The organism is Ferrithrix thermotolerans DSM 19514, from assembly GCF_900128965.1.
GTDB classification, from domain to species: Bacteria; Actinomycetota; Acidimicrobiia; order Acidimicrobiales; family Acidimicrobiaceae; genus Ferrithrix; species Ferrithrix thermotolerans.
Genome location: NZ_FQUL01000003.1, coordinates 108,191 through 133,165 on the forward strand (window position 1 = coordinate 108,191; position 24,975 = coordinate 133,165).

Below are 24,975 nucleotides of genomic sequence, written 5' to 3' on the forward strand. Positions count from 1 at the left end.
TTTTGTCGACTAAAGGCGTGTCTACTTGAGATATCGTTGCAAAGTTGGACTACTAGGTAGATAGATGAGAGCTACGATATTGTCCTGTGCGACAAGAACACTGACCCAAGACTAGGCAGACCTCGGGAGAGAGGGACCATAGAGTTGGAAGTTTAGCTATGAACATTTGTCAAGCTACAGCGAGATCGACGATCTACTTCGGAGACACTCTTTCCACTCGGGTCCCAGGAGCGCAAACCCACACTTCTCCAGATACTGCAACTTAGCCTCGATGCAGCTTCTCCAAAGTTTAAGATCCGCTTGAAACTGCTCTCGGTCACCTTCTTCGTAGGCGTGCTCGACTGCGTTGAACGCTGAGTCTTCAGCGTCTAGGAGCCCTCTGTAGTGTTCAAGGATGTGGTCATCAATTACACCGGCATTGCTCATACTTTGCCCCCATTTCGGTGAAGTTCCGACTCCCCAACTATACATCTTTAGAAGAGCTCTGTCGAGAAAACGGCGCAACTATTGAGAGTGTTTGCCTTGGCAAATACGTTGATCCACTCTAAGTTCGCAGAGGCAGTTTTGTAGTCTGAGCGAGTAGAGGCAGAACGATGACGAAGAGCGTTGTTGTAGAGTGCGAGAGATCTAAGAGCATCGGTCCATGCAGATATCCAAGATGATACAGCACTTTGAGAACCAGGGTATGGGGGTAGGGATTCGAACTGTTTTGTAGCAATCTTCAACTGCCTATATAGCTCGTCGTCGTGTTGTACGGCTTGTCTTAGGACCTTAGGTGATAGTCCTTGGAAGGGTGAGGATAGGTACGTGAAGGAGCTGGTGTTGACTGAGTACTGGGCTCCGGTCAGAGCGATTGAGGGCTGTGGGGGTAGCGTCTTCGAGCAGATAGTTGTGGCGGCCTGAGTAAAGTTTTGATCGGTGATAAGCGGTACAAACTTGTTGGACTGCGTTGAGGAACTCCAAAAGGCTGTCATCTGCGATAAGGCACTAGCAGCCAATATGAGTACGATAGTAATAGACAACCCTTTGCGGAGGTGGGCTTTCGTCTTTGGTCGGGACTTTATTCGATAGGGCGGCAGATTGGAGAAGCCGGGAAGGTCAACGTACTGGGGTATGGGTCTGGTGCGTTCGGTCCACCCAAGTCTACTGTAGTACCTTAGTGACCCTGATCCATCGCTATACCATCCAGGGGATGAAGGCAACCTAGAGCGATCTGATCTGCGACGTAACCTCATAACTCTTCCTCGTCTGACGCATCAGAAGGAGTTAGGGAGCTGGCCTTTCGTGAAAGAGCCGTGAAGTCACCGTTGAACTTTACAGATCCGCAAGATAACACCGTTTCGAGATCTATTTCTCCTTGAACTATAGAGAGCGCCTCTGCAGAGGAACCTACTGTTATCTCGATGTCGATAGAGTCATACGACACCTGTTCTTGGGTCAGATAGGTAGCTAGTCCGTCTTTGATCTCCACGATCCAGCCTGGACTGAGATCGCCCTCTTTGACAGAGACCTGTAGTCTGAAGGCTGGATCCTCATCGGCGAGATGCCTTTGCCCGTTAGCTAAGGAGCTAGAGTTGAGTCTTTGGATCAGAGAGCTTAGGGCTGAGTTAGTCATCTGTTACACCCTGTCATACAAGATCGCTCTTTTCACCTCTTCGATCGCTTGTGTTACCTTAATTCCCCTCGGGCATGCTTCCGTGCAGTTGAAAGAGGTCCTGCACCTCCATACTCCGGACTTCTGATTTAGTATATCCAGTCTGCGTTCGGTTCCTTGATCTCGAGAGTCAAAGATGAACCGGTGTGCGTTTACGATCGCAGCCGGACCGACATACTCCCCGTTGGCCCAGTAGACGGGGCAGGAGGTCGTGCAACATGCACACAAAATGCACTTGGTGGTGTCGTCATATCGCGCTCGATCCTCTTGGGACTGATACCTTTCTTTGTACCCAGGATCATCCTCGGCGATGAGATAGGGGATAACCGATCTGTACTGAGCGAAGAAGGGCTCCATATCAACGATTAGGTCTTTGATAACCGGAAGTCCTCGAATAGGCTCGATGACCAGATCGGTACCGACATCGGAGATTAGATTGACGCATGAAAGTTTGTTCTCGCCGTTGATTACCATTGCGTCCGAACCGCATACACCGTGCGCACAACTTCTTCTAAAGGAGAGAGTGCCGTCGACTGTCCACTTTATGTTGTGCAGCGCGTTTAAGACGGTGTCCGATGCTTTCTGCTGCACCTCGAACTCTTCCCAGTGAGGTTTGGTGTCAACTTCAGGGTTGTAACGCTTTATGCGAAGGTGAACCGTTAGCAGCTCCATTGCGTCAACTGACCCGGTCTTCGCTATCGTCGTTGTCATCAATACTTCCTCTCCATGGGTTGATACTTTCCGCCGACAACATCTTTGTAGTCGAGCGTCACGTTCCCTTCAGCGTCTTGGTGTGCGAAGGTGTGCTTCATCCATTTAACGTCATCTCTTACAGGGAAGTCGTCCCTCCAGTGCGCACCGCGACTTTCTTGTCTAGCCATCGCCCCTACTACAAGACCATTAGCAAGATCGAGGAGATGAGAGAGCTCAAGAGCTTCGGTCAAGTCGCTGTTGAAGACGGAGCCCTTGTCATCGATCGATATGCTCTCGTAGCGCTTTCTTAGATCGTCGATAGTAGCCTTTGCCTCCTTGAGGGATTCTTCGGTCCTTACCACTGACGCATTTCTTGTCATAGTCTCTTGTAAGGCAGTCCTCAACTCTGCGACCTTCTCTCCGCCCTTGGAGGACTTTAACCTTTCAATGTGATCACGCACCTTGTCCGCTGCCGCCTTGGTTACATCGGGATGTCCAACTGAACTTACATACTCTGCCATGGCTCTGCCGCCTCGACGTCCAAATACGACGATATCCAACAGGGAGTTCGTTCCGAGGCGGTTCGCTCCGTGTACAGAGACACAGGCGCACTCACCGGCGGCGTAAAGACCAGGCATGACCGTGTTGTTGGTGTCAATCACAACCTCAGCGTTTACGTTGGTCGGAATTCCCCCCATGGCGTAGTGGGCGGTGGGCTGTATTGGAATGGGGTCTTTCTTCGGCTCTATTCCGAGGTAGGTCCGTACGAAACCAGTTATGTCCGGCAGTTTTGCGTCTATCTGTTCAGGAGGCAGGTGGGTCAGATCCAGGTAGACGTAGTCCTTATCTGGACCGGCTCCTCGCCCCTCCTTAATCTCAGCATGGATGGCTCGTGATACCATGTCTCTTGGAGCTAAATCCTTAACTGTTGGCGCTACTCGCTCCATAAAGCGCTCTCCGAGTCCGTTGCGGAGAATTCCTCCCTCACCTCGAGCGCCCTCGGTAAGCAAGATCCCAAGACCGTAGATTCCCGTGGGGTGAAACTGGTAGAACTCAAGGTCTTCCATGGGAAGACCGTTTTGAAACAGCACACCTGGGCCATCTCCCGTTAGGGTGTGGGCGTTTGAAGAGATGCGAAACATCTTTCCAAATCCGCCAGTTGCAAAGAGTACACCCTTGGACGCAAATACGTGAAGATCGCCGGTTGCAAGTTCATAGGCCACAACCCCAGCGCAACGCCGCTCTGTACCTTCGCCCTCAAATATTACGTCAAAGACTTGGAATTCGTTGAAAAAGTTCACGTCTCTTGCAACGCACTGTTGGTATAAGGTCTGCAAGATCATGTGCCCGGTACGGTCGGCGGCGTAACATGATCTCCTAACCGGTGCTTCGCCGTGGTTCCTGGTGTGTCCACCGAACCGTCTCTGGTCGATCTTGCCCTGTGGAGTACGAGAGAACGCAAGTCCAAAGTGCTCAAGGTCGATTACTGCATCAATAGCCTCTTGACACATGATGTCGATAGCGGGTTGATCTCCAAGGTAGTCGGAACCCTTGACGGTGTCAAAGGCGTGCCACTCCCAATAGTCTTCTTCTACGTTCGCAAGCGCAGCGCACATCCCGCCCTGTGCAGCTCCGGTGTGTGAACGCGTCGGATATAGCTTGGTGAGAACTGCGGTTCTACACTTGCCTGATACCTCGATAGCGGCTCTAAGACCAGCTCCTCCAGCCCCTACTATGACGGCATCGTAGCTATGAAAATGGACATTAAGGCTCAATGTAAGTCACTTTCTTGTCGGTGTCCATATCGAACATTACCTATCTTATTACGATCTTCGTACTATTACATATCCCCATGTTCTAGGGAGAAGGAGGTTGTCGATGGGACTCGTTATCGTACCCTCGCTAGCTCTATTGGGTGAGAACGGCGTTGTGGGTTGGAGTTAGACTTACCCAAACCTAAAGTCCGTGTGACTTGCATATTGGTGTACTCTCGAACGACTGCACTAAAAGGGGGCTTAATGTACGTGGTTTCAAGAACGTCCACCGGGATCGGAAGGGATGGCCTGTCCTGGTTCGAACGTGCTCGGTGTAGGGGTGCTAGCAACTCTGTCTTTTATCCCCAAAGAGGAGTGCCATCCGCATCAGCTCTGGCGATGTGCCGAAGTTGTGAGGTACGCGTTGAATGCCTTGAGTATGCGCTCGAGAACGATGAGGAGTTTGGGATCTGGGGTGGCCTGTCGGAGCGGGAGCGCCGTAAGCTGAAGAGCGACAGAGAGAGAATATCTGCTGTGGTAAGGACGAGATTCTCCTAGGTTACGTGCTAAAAAGTTGCAAGGCGCTCTTGGTGGATTGAGATGATGTCGATAGTGTCATATGAGTGGAGGCTCGTAACCGTTTCTTAGTCGACTTTGAAAGGTGTCTTCATAGTAGATGTCCAGCGTTGGTCGAAACCTTTCAGGGATTTGGGCTAGGTACTCATCATCTATAACTCCCACCATCTCACCCTTTAGGATTCGGAAGGCTTTGCGTATGTCAAAGTAGAGGTCCAATGGCCCATAGCTACCTGGGTTGATTAGGTTGGTGGAGAGTTGAACGTACTCACCTACTTTGAAAGCTAGTGCCCGTACGTCTGAGGAGCGAATGCTTGCTGCAAGTCGCTTAGCACTTTCGATATCTGTATCTAGTACGAGATTATAGGCTATCAACGGGGATCTCACACCTAGACATGAAGCTCCAAGGAACTTATGCGACTCTTGCGGACCGATATCTGGCATCAGGCCCTGAAAGGCGTGTTTCCTTACGTATGGTAGAGATCTTTCTTTGCCGTAGTAGAAGCTTGGAACATCCAACTCCCGTGCCAAGAACTCAGCGAACGCCTGTCTCATAGCCTCAGCTTCATCGAAAGACGAACCCATTTTCGGAATGAAGGGCGCTACGTCGATGATTCCCAGTCTTGGATGTACCCCACTGTGGCTGTCGATGTTTAGGTGAGCAGCACAGTAGAGCGTCATCTCCATAAGGTCCTCTAATAGATGATCCCCTGCAAGGGTGAACACGGAGCGATTGTGGTGGGGATCGAAGTGGAGATCTAGTAGGCTTCGGCTTGATAGATTCGCTAGGTCAGTCAACGCTGCGTAGTTCGACCCCTCTGAGATATTTAGCACGCACTCTATCACGGCGAGACTCTCCTTCTAGTTATGCGACGAATCTCACCTGATTAGACTAAGCGGAGTTAGACTCCGAGAGTACGGCGAGCTTGCGACGTCGATTTATTCTACGTCTTTCCCTCTCCGATGCGCCGCCCCAAACTCCATGTTCTATCTTCAGCTTCAAAGCGTACTCAAGACACTGCTCACGTACCTTACAGGATTGGCAGATCTTTCTTGCTTTGTCAACACCCACACCATCACTTGGGAAGAAGACAACCGGTTCAATGTCTCGACAAAGTCCAAACTGCATCCAAGAACTATCCAATGTTCCCCCGTTTCAAGGACCATATGACTACGTCTTTTCCGACTAGATTCACTTTATTACTTTAGAGTAACAAGGTGCAAAAGAGTTCGGCTTCTCCTTATTTTTACCCTTGAGTTATTTATATCGTGGGATCTGGTTAGTGATTCATGAATAGTTAAGACCCCGGACACGTCACCTTGATCGTAGCGTCGTTCTGACCTCTATGCGCATCGTGCGTGATCTCGACTCTGAGGGAATTCCTTGTGACTAAGGTGTACCTCAAAGCTAGCTGGCAAGAAATCCAAGTGATCTCTCATGTGATTTCCGTAGTATCCAGTCGGTCGAGTGCAACAGGCCGGTGGCCGCAACCGACCGAGTATGCGTTAGCGGTCTGATAGTCGGTTCTGCCTATCTCGACGGATGGTTTACCCGCCGTGTTTCATTTATATGCCAGATACGAGGTTTGAAGGTTTAGATCATCGCCGACTGTGTAAGGTACAGTCGCACATAGGAGATGGCGCTCCTTGTGCAACCGCAGTGGTTATGGTCGCTCCAAGCCATACTTATCGTCTAAAGACGGTCGATCAGGATTTTTAGGCTTTCGAGCTGTCTTAAGTCTTGGCAGCGTGATACTGCTGAAGTTGGCGCGCACCTGTTTTTGCGACTTCTTCGATCTCGTTACATGCTGTGCGGTCTTCAAAGTGCTGCTAATAGACTCTTCGGCGGGACCACGCAAAGATACTGGTCAGTGTCCTTCTGACGTGACCGCAATGACACATTTCAAGTAGAGTGCGTCGAGCAACTCCGTCAGCCACCGTAGTTGCGTGCTGATCGGCCTTTGCATGACAGTAGACTTCTCAGGGTCGTATGTGTCAAGGCGTACAGCTAATATAGGCAAAGGTCTACTGTGGTAGTTGGACCATCGAGAAGAGGTGCTTGTTGGACGCAGAGTTGGTTACGCCGCCGCGTGCTAAAGTCGTGATTGTTTATCTTGGGCCTGTTGCACCACACTGGGAGGTACGCCACGTATCAGGAGATGCACGTTTGGTCGATGAGTTTAGGCAAAGGGTTTTAGCACGGCTACTCATGCTCCCAGTGAACGATCCACAGTTCAGGCGGAATCGCGAGCGGGTTATCAGGGATGCAGAGCGCGAAGGCGTAATACTGGAGTGGGATATACCTGGTTCTGTGGATTGAGGGCCTAAGTCGATATCCCTGTTAGTGCTTTTTTAGTCCCCATCGTCTCTTTGCTGAAACCACAAGGTCGTCCGAGCGTGGGTCCCATCCTTGTCGTTCGAGGCGGTCGGTCGTCTTCTCTAGTGTCTCGTCGAGCTTTCCGGTCTGCTCAAAAACCTTGTTCTTCAGTTCCATGGTCGTGAAAAAGGGATGCTCTTCGAAGGACGAGTCTTCCCGATCGATTTCCTGCTTATTGCGCTCGTTACCTAGTCGGGTTGTCGGATCTGTGTTTGGCTGTAAATCGTCCAGTCCCTCGAGAAGCCCTTGTACTTTGTGGTAGGTATCGATCGGTCTTTTGGTCTCAGCAGTAGATTCACTGACGGGGTTGACCTCCTCGCTTACCGCCTTAGGGAAGGGCTTGAGGGCCTCCCCGGGCCGTAAACCTAGAGCAGCTACCTTGCTCAACCTTGTCCATGTCTCCTGGCGGCTGTAGGTTGTGTTAGTTGTACTTTGACTAGAGATCGTAGTTGAGTCTTCATGGAGGTTTCGATCCTCTTCCGGTTTGTCCATTATTGGATTCGGCGCTGGATTTGAGTCTGTAACGCTGTGGTCGGGGACCGGGATCGATGGAGTTTGGTCGGCATCGAGGGGCAGTGGGTGGATGTAGATAGATGACGAGTCCTCTCCCTCGTGTGAAGAAAGGTTAGTGGAGAGACCCGAGTTGTCTAGCTGCATATTAGTGTTGCTAGGGTAAAGGGACATCGAGACCGTCGATAGTGCTGTAGTGTCGAGAGGATCTCCTTGAACCCTAAAGTCCTGGTCACTTAGCAAGCCGTCTTTTGGGTATGACGTACTCTCTGTGTTGAACTCTTCAGACTCTAGCCACGCGTGTTTATAGGCAAAGGTAGAGTCTGAGGCGTCTACGTCAGTGGTGTCTATCTCAAACCATGAAAACTCGGAGTTATAACCTCGTCCGTCGTCTTTGTTCATACCCGCTCCTAGTCATGCCGTCGTTCACAGTGTGGCGCTCGCCTCTGTATTCCTATCGACAATGTGTGAGGAATTACTTACATGTAATCCTGCGAGTTTGCAAAATTCTCACTTATAGTGAGCACCAGGGTCAGGCCTCAACTCTAATTCTCCAGAGCTCAAAGTCCTCTAGCTCCTCAGGAGTCGGGAGATATTCGGGCTGAAGAAGTGCTTTTGCGAGATCCTCTTGACATTCACGCTCAGATATGTAGTTCGCAAACTCACTTGCAAGTTCGATGACGCGGGAGGATATATCGATTCCGAACATTCGGCCTAAAAGCAACTCCGGTTGTGATCCATCGATCCTGCGTCGCCTCGAGGCCTCTTCGATTAGGTAGAACTCCCCGAAAAGAGCGGTGGCGATCCGGCGACTCACGATGTTGAGAGTTGTTTCGATAACCACTAGCGTTACCTCGATATTTGCATAATTGATACGCTGGGCCTCAGTCATTTCGCTTCCCACCAGCTCCGTGGGGTCGGCAAATATTGCCTGCAGAGCCTCTGGATCCGTCGGGTTTATCTCTCGCAGTTTGTCCATCATGGCGTTCACATCAGCCCTCATGTCTGCAAGATGGAGCCGAATCTGGACGTCGAAGTGATCTCGGAACTCCTTTATCCCGAGCACCAATGCGGTTGTCATCTCTTGAACCAGGGTCCAGAGCATGACCTGGTCAAGATCTAGATTCCACTCTTTAGCGAACTTCGAGACTGAGTATGGAACAAGTATCGTCTTATCTGTGCTGTTCATGGGAATGGACAGCTCGAGGGCCCTCATCGCATCTTTGCAGTAGTGGCCCAAAACAGATCCGATCTGGGCTCCCGATATCATGGGGGACATTGCGTTTCCGAGCTGCCCCACCACCATCGCGATCGGACTTTCAATGCCTAAATTTTGTGGCATAGGCATAGGTGAACTCGACATACCTAGTGTCTCAGCGAGGATCGAGATGTAGGTGTTCCACTGTTTCATCAGCACGTCTACAAGTCCTCTTGGGTTGACAAGTTCAAGCTTCAAAGACGATACTGAAGTACTTGCCAATAAATCGGTATTTACTAGGTGTAGTTTGGCGACCTCGAAGAGCTGCTCATACTTGACTCTTTGCAGAGGGTCGACGTTCGATTCATATTGCGGTTCCGATACGGGCAATAGTGAAAACTGGGCGATGAAGTCGGACGCCTTCACATTGTTTGAGGCAAGTGTTCTCATTAGGTCGTTTAGTAGATAGTCGAAAGGGTTGTTCGATCCAGGGGTTTCATCGCTCATACTCGAAGTCTATTTGATTTTTCTGAGCTGCCGATAGGGTGTATCCATGAGTAAGGTAGGGTCTGCTTGCCCAAAGTACGTGGTCGAAGGCGTGTGTAGGTCAGACCACTCTTAAAAGCCAAGTAGTGCTGCACGAAGTTTTCGGCAATCTTTGGAGTCTCACCTGTACTGGAGCTTTTGGTTACCACTGCATTGACTTATGCGGGCTTTTTGCCTTCCTCTGTATCAGACACCGAGGTTCGGTCGACGCAAGCGAATTTTCTACTGCGTGCGACCCCGATACCCGATAGGCTTCACATCAAGGGGAGATCCCCAAAGGTGTATAGGCAAAGCAGTGTTGCATCGGTGGATTGGCAACGAGGTCACTTTGGTTGTCGTGTTTAAAGGCGTGCTGAAGCAGCCAAGAAAGATCTCTAGCAACAAGTTTCGTGCTGTAGAATCATCTTTACTGTGAGATCTCTAACTGGGTTTCATACGTTGTGTTTTTGCTTCTAAAAAGGGGCTGTGAGGACTGTCTGGGCCAATGGTAGATTCAAGCAAGATCTGGGTTTCCCTGCAAGACGATGAGATATCGGTGGGAAAGCTCTACGAGTTTTGTCTCGACTCGTCATGTGGAGCTGTGGTACTGTTCTCGGGAATCGTGCGAGACTTTTCTGAAGGAAGAATTAATGTGACCGCCCTGACCTACGAGGCGTTTGAGTCTCTTGCGGTCAAGAAACTTGAAGAAATAGCCGAGAATGTATTTGAGTTGTATCAAGGGGTGAGAAGAGTCGCAATTGTACATAGATTAGGGAAGCTGGATCTTTCGGAATCCTCGGTAGTGGTAGCCGTGGGTTCGGAACACAGGGACGAAGCGTTTCTAGGAGCCAAGTACGCCATTGACTCCCTAAAGGTGAAAGCTCCAATCTGGAAGAAGGAGACTTGGTCAGGTGGAGAAGACTGGTCTAGTGTAGCGACGACGATTATCGATTAGCGAAGTCATAGAATGCACTTTAGAAGGGGTGTTTGGGGTGAGTGTATTACTGTACATAGTTGTTCCTGTGGCCGCTGCTATTGTAGCAGGCCTAGTGTTTAGCTTGCGTGATCGGAAACCCAAGTCTTTCGAGTCGGGAATTCAAGACTTTGCAAAGACGATTCAGGCGCTGTCTCACTCAGCCGAAAGTGTGCGGGGATCTAGCCGCAACGAGGGTTGAGGTGGACCTGGTTTGTGCTATCGATGTAGGGGCCAGCAAGACTAGAGTAGCTTTACAAGGCAAGGGTCTAATCTACGACTCTTGGTCTGTTGTTGCCGTTGATGCAGGTAGTAGCTCGATTAGAGCCTGTGGTGAAGCCGCTTACGACCTGGTAAGGAGAAGTGGTGGTCGTCATGTGATCAAGGCACCCTTTGGGCATGGTATGACGGCAGACCCGGAGGCCGTAGCACCTTATGTTCGAACCCTCTTCAACCAGATAGGCTTGCCCTCGCCCTCGAAGTTTCGTATAGGAGTAGCGACTCCCTCCCAGATGACGCCTCTTGAGACCGAGGTCTTAGCTGGGTGCTTACGAGAGATTGGATCAAAAGCCGTCGTCCTCGTGCCATCGCTCATGGCGGGATCGCTCGTAGGTGGTATGGACGGCTCTAAAGCGGACGGATTTATGACCGTGATCGCCGGTGCTGCACGAAGTGAGGCTGCGGTGTTTTCTCTTGGGCAGATGACTGCAGTGACCTCCACAAATGCTGGCGGCGTGAAGGTGTCTCGTCGTATTTCTAAGGCGATCCTGGATAACTTTGGACTTCTTGTCTCTCCGGACACTGTTGAGCAGGTTAAAGAGCATCTAATATCCCTTGGGCGGCGCGACAAGGTAAGAGTTGCGGATCTGTGGGGTAGAGATTCCAAGACAGGTGAGACTCGGCAGGTTCGCGTGGAGGATTCACTGTTTATAGATGAGGTTCTACCCATCTTCAAAGAGATAGCCTCTCTGCCCTCCTTGGTATTTTCAAAGTGTGAGGCTGAGTTGGTGGCCGACATAAGTTACCAGGGGTTGACCTTCATTGGGGGTCTTTCGGTTGTCCAAGGACTAAAGGAAATGCTCTCATACTCATCAAAGGTCGATGTTATTGTCTTGTCAAGACCCAGCTCTGCGGTAGTTGAGGGTGTACTTTCGCTCATGACAGGGAGTTCAAAGGTTACTAGGGCTGTATCTCTATCGTAGGAGATCTTCAGCGATTGCTCTAACTTGGAAGTCTCGGTCTTTACACGCGTGACGTAGGGCCTCTTCGACATCAGGACCCTCGAAGTTCGAGAGAGCGACTACTGCACGCCTGCGTATATAGACCTTGTCCGAAAGCGCTTCAAGGATGGTCGTAAGCGAAGAAGGGTCACCTAAGCTTCCCAGCGCTGCAATGGCAGACTCCCGTACACTGTCGTACTTAGAGCCTTGGGCGAGTTCTTGTAGTCGAGATATGAAGGATAGATCTTTGATCTCGCCGATCGTGAAACAAGCTGCCTCAAGAGGGCGTTCGTAGTTATCTTGCTCTACGAGTACAGCTAGGACCGATCTGTATCTACCGGCGTAGGTAAGTGCAACTTCGGTAACCAAGGTGGTCTTGGATAGATCTTCGACTAGTTCAGCTACCTCATGTTCTGTTAGTGGGAACGACATGTTCCATAGGCCTCTAACTGCTAGAGCCGCAGTCAGCTCAAAGTCGTGTTTTGTGGCAAGTCCCTTTCTTAGATGTCTGCGCAGTTCGGCTGAGTCCCGCTTTAGAGAACTCCTTGCTAGGTTAAAAAGTGAGTTGGGATCAAAGCCGTTAGTTTGGGGTTCTTGCATCGGTATGTATCTAATATAGCTTCAAAGTGCAGCGTGGATGAAGGTGAAAGTTGGCAAAGACGGCGATTAGGTGGCGTTTTTTCTTTATGGCGCTTCCGGTGGTGGTGTTGATTGGATGGGCGACTGGGTTCTCGATCCCTGAATACTCGATCTCGCCGGGCCAGGCTATTGACACGGCTACCTTGGTGACGGTTCCCCAGGTGCGACCCAAGGATTACGTCGGCTCCATCTACATGACCGATGTTACCCTTATCCACTTGACTCCGATTCTGTGGATATACGATCACGTTGTCTCTGACGTCTCGATCTATCCCGCTTCAGAGATAGTGGGGAGTTCCGATCCATCCCAGTTCTCTCAGCAGCAGCTCTCCCAGATGGCGAACGCAAAACTTGCCGCCGGAGTTGCAGCGTTTAGCTACCTAAACCGTCGCGTACCGGAGGTATACGGCGCTGAGGTTCTTGCCACCGTTCCTGGGACACCGGCTTACGGCGTATTACGACCCGGTGATCTCGTAACGGAAGTAGGAGGTAAGACGGTTACTTCGATGTCGACGTTTGCGGCCGCAATCACATCCTACCCCCCTGGCTCAGTCGTTAGATTGTTAGTGATTAGGCAAAACGTCAACTCCAGTTCTTTAGACTTCAAACGTATCAGCTTTACCGTAAAGCTTGGGAGCGATCCACGTAACGGAAAGAAGGCCTTTTTAGGAGTCGAGTACACCCAGGGAGTATTTTACGTTCTGCCTGGATCGATCAAGATAGCTACAGGTGAGATTGGAGGTCCGTCGGCAGGTCTAGCCTTCGCTCTGCAACTGGTGCAGGAACTCTCGCACCATAGGTTTGCTAGAGGTGTCAAGGTAGCAGCGACGGGGACCATAGCGCCGAACGGGATCGTTGGTGAAGTTGGAGGAGTCCCTCAGAAAGCCGTTGCGGTTTATAGAGCCGGTGTCAAGATCTTCCTGGTTCCTAAGCAACAGGTGTCTCAAGCGAGAACCTATGTAGGGAAGAAGCTCACAATCATAGGCGTCTCAAGCCTTTCGCAGGCAATTGATGCTATAAAGGGGCTGCGAGGTATCTCTTAGAGTACCTAAGCTATTGCTATGCGCGGTATTAGAGAGGGTGAGGGAGTTGTGAACGGTGGATCCGAGACTACGCCAAGATTCCCCATTGTTCGTAAGGGGCTGGATCAGAGGGAGGTCTACCCTTATCTCGAGCGTCTAAAGCTTAGGATAGAGGAGCTAGAGCGGGACAACCAGCGCTTGCAGGGGGAGTTGGAAGAACTAAGACGACAGGTTGAGAACCCAGAACTTGACATCGATAGAGTTACAGAGATCTTTGGTAAGCAAGCCTCCGAGATCTTGCGAAGCGCACATGACATCTCCTCGTCGATAAGAAAGCGTGCTGAGCTGAACGCTAAAGACATTATTTCGAAGGCTGAAAGGCAGGCTACTGATCTAGAACTCCAAGCATCAGTTGCTGCCGAGGCTCAGATGACGGAGGCTGCAGAACGAGCCAGAGAAATTGTGGACAGGGCCAAGGCAGAGGCTACCGAGATCATTGCGCTAGCTGAACAGGGAGCTCAGAGTATCTCGGAACGTGCAAAGGCGGAAGGTCGATCACTTCTTCATAGGGCTCGGGAACTTCGTAGCAAGGTATTCAATGAGATGCAGAGCAGAATTGAACTCCTCAATAGCGATATTGAGGAGTTGGAAACCTCACGGACCACGCTTTTGCAGATGCTTAGCGCCGCAGAGACCGTCCTCTCTGAAGTGAAAAGAGACATAGTTGGCAGATCAGTCGTGTCAGACGTTCTGGAGACACAGGGTGTTGAAGACGAACTCGAAGGCAATGTTCTAGTCGCCGAAGATCTGAGCCTCGCACACGAGGAAAACTTGCTTACCCCCCTTTATGAGGAGGGAGACACCTTAGGAGCTAGCGACCACGAAGATCTGCCAACTGAACATCGCCTAGGTGACCTCTTATCTAGAGGTAGGGGTTCCGATCTCGATGACCAGAGCGAAGACTCTGCTCGAAATGAAGCTGCAGGCGAGGTCACCAAAGATTCCGATACTTTGCAGTCGGAGGCGAAAGGTTTCGTAGAAGAAAACCGTGTTGCGGGCGAGTTGCACACAGAAGATCTGTATGAAGGTGTGATCTCGATAAGGCCCATCCCAACCTCAGCTGAAGTTCTAGGTGATAGCAGTTTTGACAGCGAGCCTTTGGACGATGAGAGCCTCGTAGATGACTTTGATGATAAAAGTTTTCCCGTGGACGTAGAGGCTGCGGCCACGGTATGTTTCGATGATCAAGTTCTCGAGACGGAGGTGCACGGAAGTGATGAGACCTCTGTCGCTGGTGACCCATCTTGGGGAATCGATGAGGAAAAAACAGAGGTGTTTGCCGCATTGTCGACGGGGGAAACAGATCCGCAAGATGTGGATGATGAAACAGACGAACCTTTGAAATATAGGGAAACCATTGCTCATAGTTCGCATGCGAACGACTCTCACGAACCTGAGGAAGCAGTCGAAGAATCCTTGCAGCTAGATCTCCTTGAGAAGCTTTTTGAGCGACTAAGAGAGGGAAGATCTCAAGAAGTGCAAGTTGCGTCGCAAACAGTGGACGTTGCGGTGAAAGATAGCCTAGATCTAAAAGATCAAACGACTTCAGAGCCTGCTTTAGGAGTTGATCTCATAAGCGAGACCAGGCACGAAACAAGCGTTCAGTCTGACACCAGCGTTCCAGACTACTCCGAGATGCTCAATCGACGCGAGGAGGCGCTCTCTGAGCCTTCACTACAGATGTCTAGACGCGTAAAGAGATTGCTTCAAGACGATCAGAATGAGCTGCTTGACGTACTAAGAAAGTCTGGGGTAGATGGGCTTCTGAAGAGGCTAAATGAGCTTTTGACTAAATTTCATAGTCACTCTATGGAGATCTATGAGTACCTGGAGCGTTCTAGGAGCGAGGGGCTTAGGCTTTTCGTCGACCAAGGAGTTGAAGTGGAGTTAGATGTAGCGGAGCTGATGCAAGTTGCCGAGGACGTCTGCTCTTTGATTGCTGAACTTTCACTCAAGAGAGTTATGGCGATCTACTCCTCCATCGAAAGCGGGGAGGGGCAAGATCAAGTAGCGCTTATCAACTCAATCTACAGGGACTTGCGCGTGCAGAAGGTAGACGAGATCGTGGGTGACTATGTAAACTCTGCCTTTAACCTTGGGGTCCGTAACGTTCCAGGACTCTCGTCGCTGAACTGGGTAACCTTCGATCTTGGCGGGAACTGTTCAGACTGTGATGACAACACACTGGCAAATCCAAATCCAAAAGATGAAGATTTCCCAACAGGTCATAAGGTTCCACCCGTGCATCCGGGCTGTCGATGTCTGATTGTCCCAACTATCGCCTAGTTTTGTTGTTATGCGTGTTCCCGGTGACATAGTTCAGAGGAGAGGCGACTCCTCAAAGCGACAGGTTGTTATTGTACTGGTCGTCGCTGCCTTAGTGGTTCTTATCCTGTCTCTTAGAGGGATTGCGGTCTTTTATACAGACTATCTTTGGTTCCGTAGCATAAATCTCTCTGTTGTTTGGCGGAACACCCTCTTTGCAAAGCTTGAGCTCGCTGGAGCTTTTACGGTCGGGTTCTTTGTTCTAAGCCTAATCAGCCTTACCATCGCAGATAAGATGCAAACACAGGTTCCGCCCGTAGACGCTAACAAAGATGAACTGGTTGCTCGCTACGGACAGTCGAAGGAGCGTCACCCCAGACTTCTTAGAGTGCTGGCGTCTTTAGTTGCAGCTCTCATAGTCGGATCAGGTGCTTCGGCACAGTGGAAGTCCTTCATACTCTTTCAGCACTCGGTACCGTTTCATAAGGTCGATCCACAGTTCCACATGGACTATAGCTTTTTCGTCTTCAAACTCCCGTTTCTTATGTTTCTAGTACGTTGGAGTTTCCTGGCGCTTGTGATCATCTTTATACTGACCACCGGTCTTTACTATCTGAACGGAAACATTCGATCCCAGGGTCGAGCGCCTAGGGTGTCTCCGAAGGTTAAGGCACATATGTCGGTTTTATTAGCTCTCTTAGCCATTGTCAAGGCCTATGGGTATTACCTTCAGAGATTTCAGCTCGACACATCTACCAGTGGATACGTTGAAGGGGCTGCCTACACAGATGTACATGCTTTATTGCCTGCTCTGACGTTGTTGGTCTTTATATCCTTAGGTGCTGGTGTATTGTTTGTTATCAACATAAGGCGGCAGGGGTGGGTATTGCCGCTTATCGGCTTGGGGCTATGGGCGTTCCTCTCACTGGTGCTCGGTGCAATATATCCGGCAATTATTCAACAGTTCGTGGTTCAGCCGGCCCAAGGGACGAAAGAGCTTCCTTACATTGCACGTAACATCGAGGCCACCCGCTACGGAATGAGCCTTGAGAATGTTCAGACGCAAAATTACAACGCTTCTCAAAATATAAGTGGACAAGGGATCCGAGCTTATGCAAAGACTCTGGCCGGCGTGAGATTGTGGGATGCCTCTGTCGCACTTCCTACCTTCGATAAGCTCCAGGACATACGCTCTTACTACCACTTCAACTCCCTTGCGGTAGACGATTACTCAATAGACGGCACCAAGACGCCGATCATACTTGGTATAAGGCAACTAAACTCCTCAAACCTTCCGTCTCAGTCATGGGTGAACCTGCACCTTCAGTACACTCATGGATATGGTGCGGTAGTTGCCCCTGCTAACAAGGTCAACTCGGACGGTAATCCCAACTTCCTACTAGCCAATCTCCCCCCAAGTGCTCAAAGTGGCGCTCCTTCCTTGACGCAACCTCAGGTGTATTACTCTTTGAATAATCCGGGATACGTAATTGCGAACTCGCGGCAACCCGAGATCGATTACCAGGTTCCATCGGGGTTGAGCGTGGAGACCCACTACGCAGGTTCTGGAGGCGTGCGGCTTTCCTCAACCCTGATCAAGGCTGCATTTGCACTTAGATATGGCGATATCAACATTCTCATCTCCTCTTTGGTCGATACCAACTCACGGCTGATGTTGCGGCGAGACATTCAGGTCGAGGCCCAAGATGCGGCACCGTTTCTAAAGTTTGGCTCTAATCCCTATCCTGTGATTGCGAACGGTTCGATATATTGGGTTCAAAATGCTTATACAACGACGAGCCAGTTACCATATGGACAGGCCGCTGATGTTTCGAATCTCTCACCGTCAAGTGGTCTAAATGCCTACTTTAACTACGTGAGAAACTCCGTCAAGGTCGTCACCAATGCCTATACCGGCCAGATGACTTTCTACGTTTCTGATCCCAGGGACCCGATCATACGAGCGTATGAGGCTGAGTTCCCAGGTGTGTTCAAGCCCATGTCGCAGATGAGTCAGGCGTTGCGATCGCACATGAGGTATCCAGAAGACCTCTTTGTGGTGCAAAGCACTATGTATGGCAAGTATCACGTTACCAATGCCTCCAACTTCTACAGTGCAGGCAGTGCCTGGACTTTGTCTCCTAATCCAGGAAACGGGTCTCCCAGCGCTGCTCTAAGTCAGACTGTGACGACCAATGCAGCAGGGTTTCCAGTGTCCTCCCAGATTAGTGCGATGCCGCCTCTATATGAGCAGCTCACCTTACCAAACTCCGATGAGCCTCACTTTGGGATCGTGGAAGCTTTTGTGCCGATAAGCCAGACGCAGGTGCAGCAAAACTTGACAGCTGTAATGGTGGGTTTGAGCGACGGCGGCACGAATCAAAGGCTTGTAAGCCTGGTGACTCCCTCTGGAGAACAGATAGACGGGCCAGGTCTCGCAGCAGCTCGCATTACTGCGCAGACGGCGATATCGCAGGAGATAAGTCTCCTAGATCAACACGGATCACAGGTACAGTTGGGATCTCTGATGATCGTACCTCTCGGGCAAAATCTTATGTATGTGAGGCCGCTTTACGTCGCAAGCACGCAGAATCAATTGCCTGAGATCAAGCAGGTCATCGTTGTCTATGGAACTCAAGTTGCGATGGAGCCCACCTTGGCAGGTGCTTTGAACGATATCTTCGGAGTCAACATTCCTGGAGTGCAAGGTTACAATCAAGTAGCGGCTGCATCCCAAGGCAACGGTAGCTCGACATCCCAGTCTGTACCTGTTACCCCCGTTGCTGGAGAAAAGTCGTCATCGGTTATATCAAAAGCGGCAAATCTATATTTGCAGGCACAGGCGGCTCTCAAAAGTGGCAACTTAGCGTTGTATCAACAAGACATAGATGCAATCGGTGCTTTGTTGGGAGTGAACAACTCGAGCACCTCTTCAACAACGTCTACGACTCTTCCTGGATAGTCGTGTAATAACTGGTAGTCTTTTGCTATTTGACAGTGACTTGGACCTAGCGCATATAGAATGAGTATGTCATCGCGGGGTGGAGCAGTCAGGTAGCTCGTCGGGCTCATAACCCGAAGGTCGTAGGTTCAAATCCTGCCCCCGCCACTAGAGAAACAGCAGATCAGGGCCGGCCCTTGCGCACCGGCCCTTCTGCTTCCCCCACGAGAATCCCAAAACCAATCCCAAAATCTCGCTACGCTTGCTTTCGTGCGTGGATCGAAGCGTGAGATCAAGCGTGGGGTGTGTGAGCTGCGGGTCTCCCTTGGGAAGGACCCGGTCACCGACAAGTACAAGGTGCGCTCGAAGAACTTCCACGGGTCCGCTAGGGCCGCAGATGAAGCCCTCCGGGACCTCGTTGCTGCGTGGCTCAGGCACTTCGTCGATCAGCACTCGACGGTGCGTGAGAAGTGCGCTCCTCTTCCTGCGGAGGAGGCTGATGAAGTCGCCACTCCAACCCAGGGCCTGTTCGATCTCGACCTCGGACACCAGGAGTACTGGTCGACTGGATTTCTCCTTTACCTTGTCGATCACGGATTGCGTGAATCCAGAAAAGCTCACGAGGAGCCCAACGACGCCAGGAGGAACGGGCTCCAACCGAGTGAAGAGCGCATCGACGTCGTCAATGTCTGCCGGGTCCTGTTGCCACTTGGTTTCGATGAGATAGACCTCCTCTCCCCGTGTGGCAAGAAGATCGACTTGCCGAGGGGTTGATATCCCTGCCTTCTCTTCGACCTTGAAGTGCTGCGCACGGAAGAGGTTGCCGACGAAGGGCTGGAACTCGTATCCCCTGCGGTGGGCATCTGTCCGCTTCTTCGGGGATTCAAACTCTGCTGATTGTGCAGACGAGTCTTCCATTGGCGGTTGCCTCGTGTGGGAGGGTTGAGCTTCATTCCACTTCCCCTCACCTACCGAGCACGAAGCGTGCCTTCTTTGTCCGAAGCATGTCGTACGGGTTCTTGCACTTGACGTTGAGAGCGATGCAGGCGTTTGGAATCTTGATCTTCTTGACCGTCCGAGCGGGGACCTCATGGGTAACGACATCGAAGCCGTGAGCATGAGCGTGAGCGACGAGGTAGTAGTCGGCAACCTGGAGGAACTGGCTTACCGCCCCAGGTTCGTAGTCCCCGCTACCAGCCCAGGTGCTCACCGTCGCCAGACTTGGCACGACGTCGGCGTCTGGGGGCAAGAAGAAGTCTGCTCCTCGTTCCTTCGCCCGCTCAGCCAGCTCGTCGTCGCCGCCGATCAGTTCGTAACGGACCTTCTCGATCGAGAACACCTTGCCATTGGCGTGCTCCGTGTCGATCCATTCCCAGAACGCTGGGCAGAAATCGAAGCTGTAGTGGAGGTTCTTCGCCTGGATGAAGATGTTCGAGTCGAGGAGATATGGCATCAGGCGAATCCGAGCCGGACCGCTAGCTCGTTGAAGGTCGCCACCTTCTTGAAGCCGAGCATCTGGAATGCGTCCCGATGGAGTGTCTGCCCTTCGAGGGTGCTCTCGATGAGCGCACGGGCGAAGCGCTTGCTAACCCTGACCGGTTGTGTGTTGTAGAAGTTGCCGCTACCAGAGGCCCCCTCGTCGATCAGGTCGAGGATTCGGACACGCTCCTCGGCGAACTCCTCCCAGAACTGTGCCTCCGTGAAGTATCCAGCGTCATAGAGACGCCGAAGCACCACAAGTGTGCTGACCTTGAATCGTCGAGCGAGACGCTCCAGATCGTCTGTCAGGTTGCCCGAATCAAGCTGGACACCTTCAAGCTCGCTGGACGGCAGAAGGAACTCAGCAGCGACCTCGTTGCACCAACGCTCAATCGCGTTCGTTGAAGCAGTCGCCATGTCGGCATCGTCGACTCCAGACTTGCCAAGCCAGATGTGCACCAGCTCGTGAGCAAGAGTAAAAATCTGTGCCGCCTTCGTATCCGAGCCGTTGACGAAGATCACGGGAGCTAGCTCGTCGGAGAGGGCGAACCCTCGGAACTCCTTCGGGTTGAGCTTGCGGTGCGTGTTGCTCCCAACAACGCCGCTGACCATGACGAGAACGCCGTTGCCCTCCGCCTGTTCGATCAGGCGACGAAATGCCTCGCTCCAACTGCTTCCACGTTCGTCTGGAGAAAAGGCCAGCACGTCCCGCATCTGGGCAGCAGCGTCAATGACGTTGCCTCCGACGGTGAAGGTCCCGACGAAGGGGACCGGCTCCTCTCGATGCTGTCGGGCGTAGTCCCGGTACCACTCCTGGCGTTGCTGGCACTGGTAGACGGTGTCGAGAAGATCAGGACTGGCGTGGCCGACTTCGACATCCCCGATGGTCCGGAAGTCAGGCACCGGAAGTGGCTCCTCCGGAGGCTCCGGAAGGAACAGGTAGCCCACAGGGGTGTGGGTCGCCTGGGCGAACTTCTCCAACTGCTTCAAGGTCGGCTGCTTGGACCCCTCTTCCCACTCAGACAGGGCCGGGAAGCGTGTGAACAGGTCCTCCGGGGAGAGGCGAGACCGCTCTCTGGCCCAGGCGAGCATCGATGGGCGTATGGGTACTCGGACAGTCATGGCTCAGACCTGCGTGCAAAGGCGCAGCGCAGGCGAGCGCCAGCGCATCGGAGGGAGGTCGAGCAGAACATAGCGGCTCCTCGACGTTTCATGTGGGTAACCTCAGATCCAGCTTACCCAGGATCAGGTAGGCCATGTTGATGAAGTTCTTGTGGGTGCGATAGCCACGGGCTTTGGCCTTGGCGGCTTGAAGGAGGCTGTTGAAGCCCTCCAGGATGCCGTTGGTGATCTGGCTCTCGAACCAGCGGAGCACGCCATCCCAATGATTCATGACGGTGTAGGCGACCTTGACCAAGGGCCGAAGTCCGCTGGCCTTGGCGTTCTCCATCCAGGCTTTCAGTAGTGTAGCCCCCTGATGGCGATTTTGGATGGTGAAAATCTCCTGGAAGGTCAGGCGGTATTGATAGGCCTGGGCCGTCTTGAGGTTCTGGTTCTTGAGGAGTTCCTGAAGCTTGGCTTTCTGCTTGGTATTGAGCTTTCCGGGGTTCTTGAGCCACAGCCAGCGGCTTTTCTTGAGGTCTGGCTGGGAGAGGACCTCCCCTTTGCGCACGGCATCCACGGCCTCATTAACGAGCTTCATGAGGTGGAACCGATCGAAGGTAATCTCGGCGTTGGGCAGGTGCTCGGCAGCCCCTTTTTGGAAGGCTAGGGAGAGATCCATGCTCACATCGGTGATCCTTTTTGCGCTACCCCCACGGGCCTGTAGGCCTTCGGAGAATTTCTCAAAGGTCTGAGCATCCTTGCCGGGAGTAGCGAACAAGAGTCGCCGGGCATTCAGATCCACGAAGAGCGTGATGTAGTCATGGCCGCGCCGGCTGCTGGTTTCATCGATGCCGATGGCCTGCACATCGGCCATGTCAACATGGGCACGCGCCTGGGCAACGTAGTGGTCTATCACCCTCAAGAGTCGCTGGTCGGTCTCCCGGATCAATTGGGCGACTGTCCGTACGGGCATCTCCCGGACCATGGCCATGACCAGGGCCTCGAAGAGCAGCGTGAATCCCGATCCTTCCCGCGCCCAGGGGACTGGGACCAGATGAATGCCGTGCTCGGGGCATTGCCTGCGCGATACTCGGGCGTGCAGGTAGGCCGCATGCTGAAAGAAGTCCAGTTGGCGCCATACCTCCTCCTGGGTGTCGTAGACAGGGCAGTCCTGGCCACAGGTCGGGCAAGGGAAGTGACTACCCCTTGGGAAGTTCACGTGTAGGTCCAACCGCTTTTCTTCTACCGTAAACCGCACATCATCCACGGCCCACGGCGGAACCAAACCCAAAGCCAGTGTGAAGAGGTGCTGCCCTTGATCCATCTTTACCCTCAGCTCAATGCCTGCAGTTGAGCACCATTATATCCCCCTACCCACTCGAAACGTCGAGGAACCAACATATCTTGATGATACGAGAAGGCCCTGACCTTGGTCTGGAAGGAGCGGATTGTTACATGCCGAGGAAGGCCGAGCCCTCCCCTGATGGGACCATCACTAGATGGTCCACGACAGCAAGCCCGTGACGGGCCGCTGCATCGGCGATGGCACGGAAGGCGACCTCCGCTTCCGTGGCGTGAAGCGCACGGTAGCGGCCATATCGGACAAGAACGCAGCCGGTTGCCTGACAGGCCGTGGCCCCCATGACCACGGGGCGGGCCGAGAGGCGGGATGCCTGGACCCAGCCAACGGCGACGACGGCATGTCCGACGAAGCGGTGACGGTCGTCCATGCAGAGGACAAGTGTCACGTCCTCCCTGCGGTTGAGGAGAAGTGCCCGAGCGGTGCTGGCAGCGCTCGCCGGATCGTCAATCCGACGGGGCAGCGTGAGATGGCGCTCTTGGAGCGCCTCGGGATGAGAGGCGGGCTCCTTCCGAGGTCGGAAGAATGTCCGGATGCGGGTGAGAGAATTTGGGACCATCGTGGTGCCCTCCGGTGAAAGTGGATTCATGGAAAGGTCGGTTGCCACCACCAGACGAAGCGGAGCGCCCGAAGGAGACCCAGTCTTCCGAGCACGTCTTGAGGTCGGAGCATCACCGGATGGGGTGGCGCACGGTCAGCCATGGAGCCGCACCACGCTCGGAGGGAGCCGGGATAGTTGCCTTCCGCACCCGTTCGGAAAAACTTCTGAGGAGGTCGCCCCCATCCCAAAAAAATCCCAAAAACTGCTCGGCGGATGTCAGATTCCCCGTCCCTGCTCCAGAACCGTGCGGAGGACAAAAGCCCAGTTCAGCCGCCAAATATGGCGGACGGGATGGGAGCCAGTTGGAGGGTCCGAACGAGGAGTATAGGGCTCATAACCCGAAGGTCGTAGGTTCAAATCATGCCCCCCACCGAGTATAGGTGTTGCGTGCGCCTTCTTACGTATGCATAGGCCGCTGATCAGCATGTTTGGGTCGGCGGCCTATGCCTTATAGGGCAAGTTTGTGGGGTCCTACCCAACTTCCGCATAGGGCAAAGAGGCGGCGCTCCCGGGAGGTCGATGTCCTCTCTCACCTTGCCGCTGGCCGCTCGAACTGCCAGATCGCCGAGGCGATGTACCTGTCGGTCCGCACGGTCGAAAAGCATGTCGAACGGCTGCTCATGAAGACGGACTGACTCCAGCCGCTGCGAACTCGGTCGTCGTCTTGTTGGCTACGTAGCCGAACGCCGCAAGTGTCGTAGCGCGCTACCGATGCCCCGGCTCCGCCCAAGGCATTCGATGGGTTGAGCCAACCGGACCCATCCCCGTGGGAGCAACAACGTGACCCCAAAATCGGCCAACACTGACAGCTTCTCCACCACCTTGTCGGTCGATCAGAACACTGAAGAGGTCTTCGCCGCCGTCACGAATGCACGCAGCTGGCGGTTGCAGAACATCGAGGGCAGCGCCAACGGAGTCGGCGACGATTTCTCCTACCGCCACGCAGACGAGCTGTACTCCAAGCAGTAAGTCACCGAGCTCGTCACAGGACAGAGAGGCGAAAGCCCCTGGAGCTGATCGCCGAGGGCGAGTACCGCAGAGCGATTGGCGCAAGCTAAGCCGAACTTAAGCCCAACCCCCTACCGATCCTACCGTCTAGCAGGTACTTTGTCAGGGATTAGTGTTTTCGTTCGCATCACTTGCCTCCAATGGTGACGGGGATCGGTGATCCAATCAGTTCAAAGACCTGGCGCTGTAGGGGGGTTGGCACCGAGAGCTGTTCGATGATGACCCCTTGGGTGAATTCCACCGTATTCCTGGTGAGGGTTCCAAGGTGAGCAAGCAAGGTTGCAAAGCTATGGATGATCTCACCATTGGGGCCACCTTTGGTGGCGTCTTTGGCATGCGCCGCGTCAGATCGTAGAGCGGGGGCAACTGGGTCGTCACGTTCTGGAATCTCCCTATCGACAAACATCAACGGTGCAAGGGCCTCTCTCAGGTGCCAGGTGACATAGAGGGCGAGCATGCTAAGAAACACGTGGGCTCTGACTCGGTTCTCACTGTAGTGATGGATCGGGCGTAATGCGAGGTCGATCACCTTCAGGTGACGGAAGTTGCGCTCGACGACACTTAGGCCCTTGTAGGCCTCGACGGCCTTGGCATCATCAAGGTCATCTTGGCTCACCGAGGTACGGATGACATAGATTCCATCTAAGGCGGCCTCGGCGGCGATTGCGTTGGTATCCCTGGCAAAGGCAAAGCCCTTGTCGTTGAAGTCTAAGGTAAAGTGCTTGGCCATCTTGTATCGGTCCAGGACTCGGCCAACCCTTATGGGCAGTGGGTACTTGCTTTTATCCGGTGAGCGCAAAAGTTTCGTGAGCTCCTTCTCGGTTGCCACCAAGAGCTCTTCTCGCTTGTTGGCCCGAAGCCGTGCCAGATCTGGGTTACGACAGGCAATCAGGCGCTCACCTGGATAGTTGCGATGGGTGATGGCGGCCAGGTTCGTCTCATCAAAGAGACCGAGCCAAAGAGCCTCATCATCGACGAGGGTGCGAATCTGTGGAGCCCTGAGACAGGTGATCCAC

The 24,975-nt window shown here is 52.8% G+C and carries 27 protein-coding genes and 1 tRNA gene; 11 read left to right on the top strand and 17 right to left on the bottom strand.

All coding sequences use genetic code 11. The features are described 5' to 3' along the window. Nucleotides 1-174: 174 nt before the first annotated feature. The 5 genes from BUA24_RS02110 to sdhA are packed head-to-tail and all read right to left on the bottom strand — an operon-like array spanning nucleotide 175 to nucleotide 4,122. Entirely contained in the window at nucleotides 175-426 is a 252-nt protein-coding gene (locus BUA24_RS02110) for a hypothetical protein (RefSeq protein WP_072788259.1), read from the bottom strand. Nucleotides 427-473: 47 nt separating this feature from the next. After that, entirely contained in the window at nucleotides 474-1,235 is a 762-nt protein-coding gene (locus tag BUA24_RS02115; protein WP_072788261.1) for a DUF2510 domain-containing protein, read from the bottom strand. Then, the gene (locus BUA24_RS02120; RefSeq protein WP_072788262.1) at nucleotides 1,232-1,615 is read right to left on the bottom strand and encodes a hypothetical protein; all 384 of its coding nucleotides are present in this window, start codon (nucleotides 1,613-1,615) and stop codon (nucleotides 1,232-1,234) included. The genes BUA24_RS02115 and BUA24_RS02120 overlap by 4 nt, the downstream gene beginning before the upstream one ends. Nucleotides 1,616-1,618: 3 nt before the next feature. Then, nucleotides 1,619-2,365, bottom strand: coding sequence for a succinate dehydrogenase iron-sulfur subunit (locus BUA24_RS02125; protein ID WP_072788264.1), 747 nt, complete (start codon nucleotides 2,363-2,365; stop codon nucleotides 1,619-1,621). Further along, on the bottom strand, nucleotides 2,365-4,122 hold the full coding sequence (gene sdhA, locus BUA24_RS02130) for a succinate dehydrogenase flavoprotein subunit (protein ID WP_072788266.1): 1,758 nt from the start codon (nucleotides 4,120-4,122) through the stop codon (nucleotides 2,365-2,367). Before sdhA ends, BUA24_RS02125 begins: the two co-directional genes overlap by 1 nt. Before the next feature lie 243 nt (nucleotides 4,123-4,365). Here sdhA and BUA24_RS02135 point away from each other — a divergent pair, with 243 nt between their 5' ends. Next, on the top strand, nucleotides 4,366-4,659 hold the full coding sequence (locus BUA24_RS02135; RefSeq protein WP_072788268.1) for a WhiB family transcriptional regulator: 294 nt from the start codon (nucleotides 4,366-4,368) through the stop codon (nucleotides 4,657-4,659). A gap of 57 nt (nucleotides 4,660-4,716) precedes the next feature. Here the strand turns inward: BUA24_RS02135 and BUA24_RS02140 are convergent, their stop codons facing one another. Both BUA24_RS02140 and BUA24_RS02145 read right to left on the bottom strand, forming a co-directional pair. Further along, nucleotides 4,717-5,523 (bottom strand): hypothetical protein, encoded by an 807-nt coding sequence (locus BUA24_RS02140; protein ID WP_072788269.1) that lies wholly within the window; start codon nucleotides 5,521-5,523, stop codon nucleotides 4,717-4,719. Nucleotides 5,524-5,569: 46 nt separating this feature from the next. Further along, nucleotides 5,570-5,806: a WhiB family transcriptional regulator gene (locus BUA24_RS02145; protein ID WP_072788271.1), complete on the bottom strand. Its 237-nt coding sequence runs from the start codon at nucleotides 5,804-5,806 to the stop codon at nucleotides 5,570-5,572. Between the two features lie 933 nt (nucleotides 5,807-6,739). Here BUA24_RS02145 and BUA24_RS02150 point away from each other — a divergent pair. After that, nucleotides 6,740-6,997 carry a hypothetical protein gene (locus BUA24_RS02150; protein ID WP_245790250.1) on the top strand — a complete coding sequence of 86 codons (258 nt, stop codon included), beginning with the start codon at nucleotides 6,740-6,742 and terminating at the stop codon, nucleotides 6,995-6,997. 21 nt (nucleotides 6,998-7,018) lie between these two features. On the opposite strand, the gene BUA24_RS02155 is transcribed toward BUA24_RS02150, so the two are convergent. Further along, nucleotides 7,019-7,966 (bottom strand): hypothetical protein, encoded by a 948-nt coding sequence (locus tag BUA24_RS02155; protein WP_072788275.1) that lies wholly within the window; start codon nucleotides 7,964-7,966, stop codon nucleotides 7,019-7,021. Between the two features lie 130 nt (nucleotides 7,967-8,096). After that, entirely contained in the window at nucleotides 8,097-9,269 is a 1,173-nt protein-coding gene (locus BUA24_RS02160; RefSeq protein ID WP_072788277.1) for a zinc-dependent metalloprotease, read from the bottom strand. Between the two features lie 523 nt (nucleotides 9,270-9,792). Here BUA24_RS02160 and BUA24_RS02170 point away from each other — a divergent pair. From BUA24_RS02170 to BUA24_RS02180, 3 genes are read left to right on the top strand one after another with little or no spacing between them, the layout of a single operon-like run. Then, entirely contained in the window at nucleotides 9,793-10,242 is a 450-nt protein-coding gene (locus BUA24_RS02170) for a molybdenum cofactor biosynthesis protein MoaE (RefSeq protein ID WP_072788281.1), read from the top strand. 37 nt (nucleotides 10,243-10,279) lie between these two features. Beyond that, a complete protein-coding gene (locus tag BUA24_RS12380; protein WP_072788283.1) occupies nucleotides 10,280-10,462 on the top strand; it encodes a hypothetical protein in 183 nt (60 codons plus the stop codon). A gap of 1 nt (nucleotide 10,463) precedes the next feature. After that, nucleotides 10,464-11,462, top strand: coding sequence for a rod shape-determining protein (locus BUA24_RS02180; RefSeq protein WP_072788285.1), 999 nt, complete (start codon nucleotides 10,464-10,466; stop codon nucleotides 11,460-11,462). Here BUA24_RS02180 and BUA24_RS02185 read toward each other — a convergent pair. Then, entirely contained in the window at nucleotides 11,454-12,080 is a 627-nt protein-coding gene (locus BUA24_RS02185) for a HEAT repeat domain-containing protein (RefSeq protein WP_072788287.1), read from the bottom strand. The two genes, BUA24_RS02180 and BUA24_RS02185, sit on opposite strands and share 9 nt — an antisense overlap. 50 nt (nucleotides 12,081-12,130) lie before the next feature. Between BUA24_RS02185 and BUA24_RS02190 the strand changes: the two genes are divergently transcribed. The 4 genes from BUA24_RS02190 (at nucleotide 12,131) to BUA24_RS02205 (ending at nucleotide 18,575) form a co-directional block, all read left to right on the top strand. Beyond that, complete coding sequence (locus tag BUA24_RS02190) at nucleotides 12,131-13,162, top strand: S16 family serine protease (protein ID WP_072788289.1); 1,032 nt, start codon at nucleotides 12,131-12,133, stop codon at nucleotides 13,160-13,162. A gap of 18 nt (nucleotides 13,163-13,180) precedes the next feature. Continuing rightward, complete coding sequence (locus BUA24_RS02195) at nucleotides 13,181-15,487, top strand: DivIVA domain-containing protein (protein WP_072788291.1); 2,307 nt, start codon at nucleotides 13,181-13,183, stop codon at nucleotides 15,485-15,487. A gap of 10 nt (nucleotides 15,488-15,497) precedes the next feature. Further along, complete coding sequence (locus BUA24_RS02200; protein WP_143146335.1) at nucleotides 15,498-18,428, top strand: UPF0182 family membrane protein; 2,931 nt, start codon at nucleotides 15,498-15,500, stop codon at nucleotides 18,426-18,428. Nucleotides 18,429-18,501: 73 nt separating this feature from the next. Then, a tRNA-Met gene (locus BUA24_RS02205) sits at nucleotides 18,502-18,575 on the top strand. Here BUA24_RS02205 and BUA24_RS02210 read toward each other — a convergent pair. The 5 genes from BUA24_RS02210 to BUA24_RS13295 form a co-directional block, all read right to left on the bottom strand. Then, on the bottom strand, nucleotides 18,576-19,325 hold the full coding sequence (locus BUA24_RS02210; RefSeq protein ID WP_072788295.1) for a restriction endonuclease: 750 nt from the start codon (nucleotides 19,323-19,325) through the stop codon (nucleotides 18,576-18,578). It lies immediately after the preceding tRNA gene. Nucleotides 19,326-19,371: 46 nt separating this feature from the next. Continuing rightward, entirely contained in the window at nucleotides 19,372-19,860 is a 489-nt protein-coding gene (locus tag BUA24_RS02215) for a DUF4411 family protein (protein WP_072788296.1), read from the bottom strand. Further along, entirely contained in the window at nucleotides 19,860-20,876 is a 1,017-nt protein-coding gene (locus tag BUA24_RS02220) for an ImmA/IrrE family metallo-endopeptidase (RefSeq protein ID WP_218587384.1), read from the bottom strand. Before BUA24_RS02220 ends, BUA24_RS02215 begins: the two co-directional genes overlap by 1 nt. Before the next feature lie 220 nt (nucleotides 20,877-21,096). Further along, on the bottom strand, nucleotides 21,097-22,314 hold the full coding sequence (locus BUA24_RS02225; protein ID WP_072788300.1) for an ISL3 family transposase: 1,218 nt from the start codon (nucleotides 22,312-22,314) through the stop codon (nucleotides 21,097-21,099). 127 nt (nucleotides 22,315-22,441) lie between these two features. Beyond that, nucleotides 22,442-22,939, bottom strand: a complete 498-nt coding sequence (locus tag BUA24_RS13295) for a JAB domain-containing protein (RefSeq protein ID WP_072788302.1) — start codon at nucleotides 22,937-22,939, stop codon at nucleotides 22,442-22,444. Between BUA24_RS13295 and BUA24_RS12385 the strand changes: the two genes are divergently transcribed. Continuing rightward, nucleotides 22,884-23,279: a hypothetical protein gene (locus tag BUA24_RS12385; protein ID WP_178138664.1), complete on the top strand. Its 396-nt coding sequence runs from the start codon at nucleotides 22,884-22,886 to the stop codon at nucleotides 23,277-23,279. The two genes, BUA24_RS13295 and BUA24_RS12385, sit on opposite strands and share 56 nt — an antisense overlap. Nucleotides 23,280-23,412: 133 nt before the next feature. Continuing rightward, nucleotides 23,413-23,586 carry a response regulator transcription factor gene (locus BUA24_RS11845; RefSeq protein ID WP_218587385.1) on the top strand — a complete coding sequence of 58 codons (174 nt, stop codon included), beginning with the start codon at nucleotides 23,413-23,415 and terminating at the stop codon, nucleotides 23,584-23,586. Nucleotides 23,587-23,656: 70 nt separating this feature from the next. Here BUA24_RS11845 and BUA24_RS12085 read toward each other — a convergent pair whose 3' ends face one another. Both BUA24_RS12085 and BUA24_RS02245 read right to left on the bottom strand, forming a co-directional pair. Next, nucleotides 23,657-23,893, bottom strand: a complete 237-nt coding sequence (locus tag BUA24_RS12085) for a hypothetical protein (protein ID WP_143146337.1) — start codon at nucleotides 23,891-23,893, stop codon at nucleotides 23,657-23,659. 193 nt (nucleotides 23,894-24,086) lie between these two features. Continuing rightward, nucleotides 24,087-24,975: IS1634 family transposase (locus BUA24_RS02245; RefSeq protein WP_143146338.1), on the bottom strand; the 889-nt coding region annotated here is incomplete at its 5' end.

Excerpts from the sequence above, each read along its gene's own strand:
- BUA24_RS02110 (WP_072788259.1), bottom strand. The coding sequence starts at position 426 with ATGAGCAATGCCGGTGTAATTGATGACCACATCCTTGAACACTACAGA.
- BUA24_RS02145 (WP_072788271.1), bottom strand. The coding sequence starts at position 5,806 with ATGCAGTTTGGACTTTGTCGAGACATTGAACCGGTTGTCTTCTTCCCA.
- BUA24_RS02135 (WP_072788268.1), top strand. The coding sequence starts at position 4,366 with ATGTACGTGGTTTCAAGAACGTCCACCGGGATCGGAAGGGATGGCCTG.
- BUA24_RS02125 (WP_072788264.1), bottom strand. The coding sequence starts at position 2,365 with ATGACAACGACGATAGCGAAGACCGGGTCAGTTGACGCAATGGAGCTG.
- BUA24_RS02160 (WP_072788277.1), bottom strand. The coding sequence starts at position 9,269 with ATGAGCGATGAAACCCCTGGATCGAACAACCCTTTCGACTATCTACTA.
- BUA24_RS02225 (WP_072788300.1), bottom strand. The coding sequence starts at position 22,314 with ATGGATCAAGGGCAGCACCTCTTCACACTGGCTTTGGGTTTGGTTCCG.
- BUA24_RS02185 (WP_072788287.1), bottom strand. The coding sequence starts at position 12,080 with ATGCAAGAACCCCAAACTAACGGCTTTGATCCCAACTCACTTTTTAAC.
- BUA24_RS02210 (WP_072788295.1), bottom strand. The coding sequence starts at position 19,325 with ATGGAAGACTCGTCTGCACAATCAGCAGAGTTTGAATCCCCGAAGAAG.
- BUA24_RS02170 (WP_072788281.1), top strand. The coding sequence starts at position 9,793 with ATGGTAGATTCAAGCAAGATCTGGGTTTCCCTGCAAGACGATGAGATA.
- BUA24_RS02120 (WP_072788262.1), bottom strand. The coding sequence starts at position 1,615 with ATGACTAACTCAGCCCTAAGCTCTCTGATCCAAAGACTCAACTCTAGC.
- BUA24_RS02115 (WP_072788261.1), bottom strand. The coding sequence starts at position 1,235 with ATGAGGTTACGTCGCAGATCAGATCGCTCTAGGTTGCCTTCATCCCCT.
- BUA24_RS13295 (WP_072788302.1), bottom strand. The coding sequence starts at position 22,939 with ATGAATCCACTTTCACCGGAGGGCACCACGATGGTCCCAAATTCTCTC.
- BUA24_RS12385 (WP_178138664.1), top strand. The coding sequence starts at position 22,884 with ATGCGGGTGAGAGAATTTGGGACCATCGTGGTGCCCTCCGGTGAAAGT.
- BUA24_RS02155 (WP_072788275.1), bottom strand. The coding sequence starts at position 7,966 with ATGAACAAAGACGACGGACGAGGTTATAACTCCGAGTTTTCATGGTTT.
- BUA24_RS02215 (WP_072788296.1), bottom strand. The coding sequence starts at position 19,860 with ATGCCATATCTCCTCGACTCGAACATCTTCATCCAGGCGAAGAACCTC.
- BUA24_RS02195 (WP_072788291.1), top strand. The coding sequence starts at position 13,181 with ATGCGCGGTATTAGAGAGGGTGAGGGAGTTGTGAACGGTGGATCCGAG.
- BUA24_RS02200 (WP_143146335.1), top strand. The coding sequence starts at position 15,498 with ATGCGTGTTCCCGGTGACATAGTTCAGAGGAGAGGCGACTCCTCAAAG.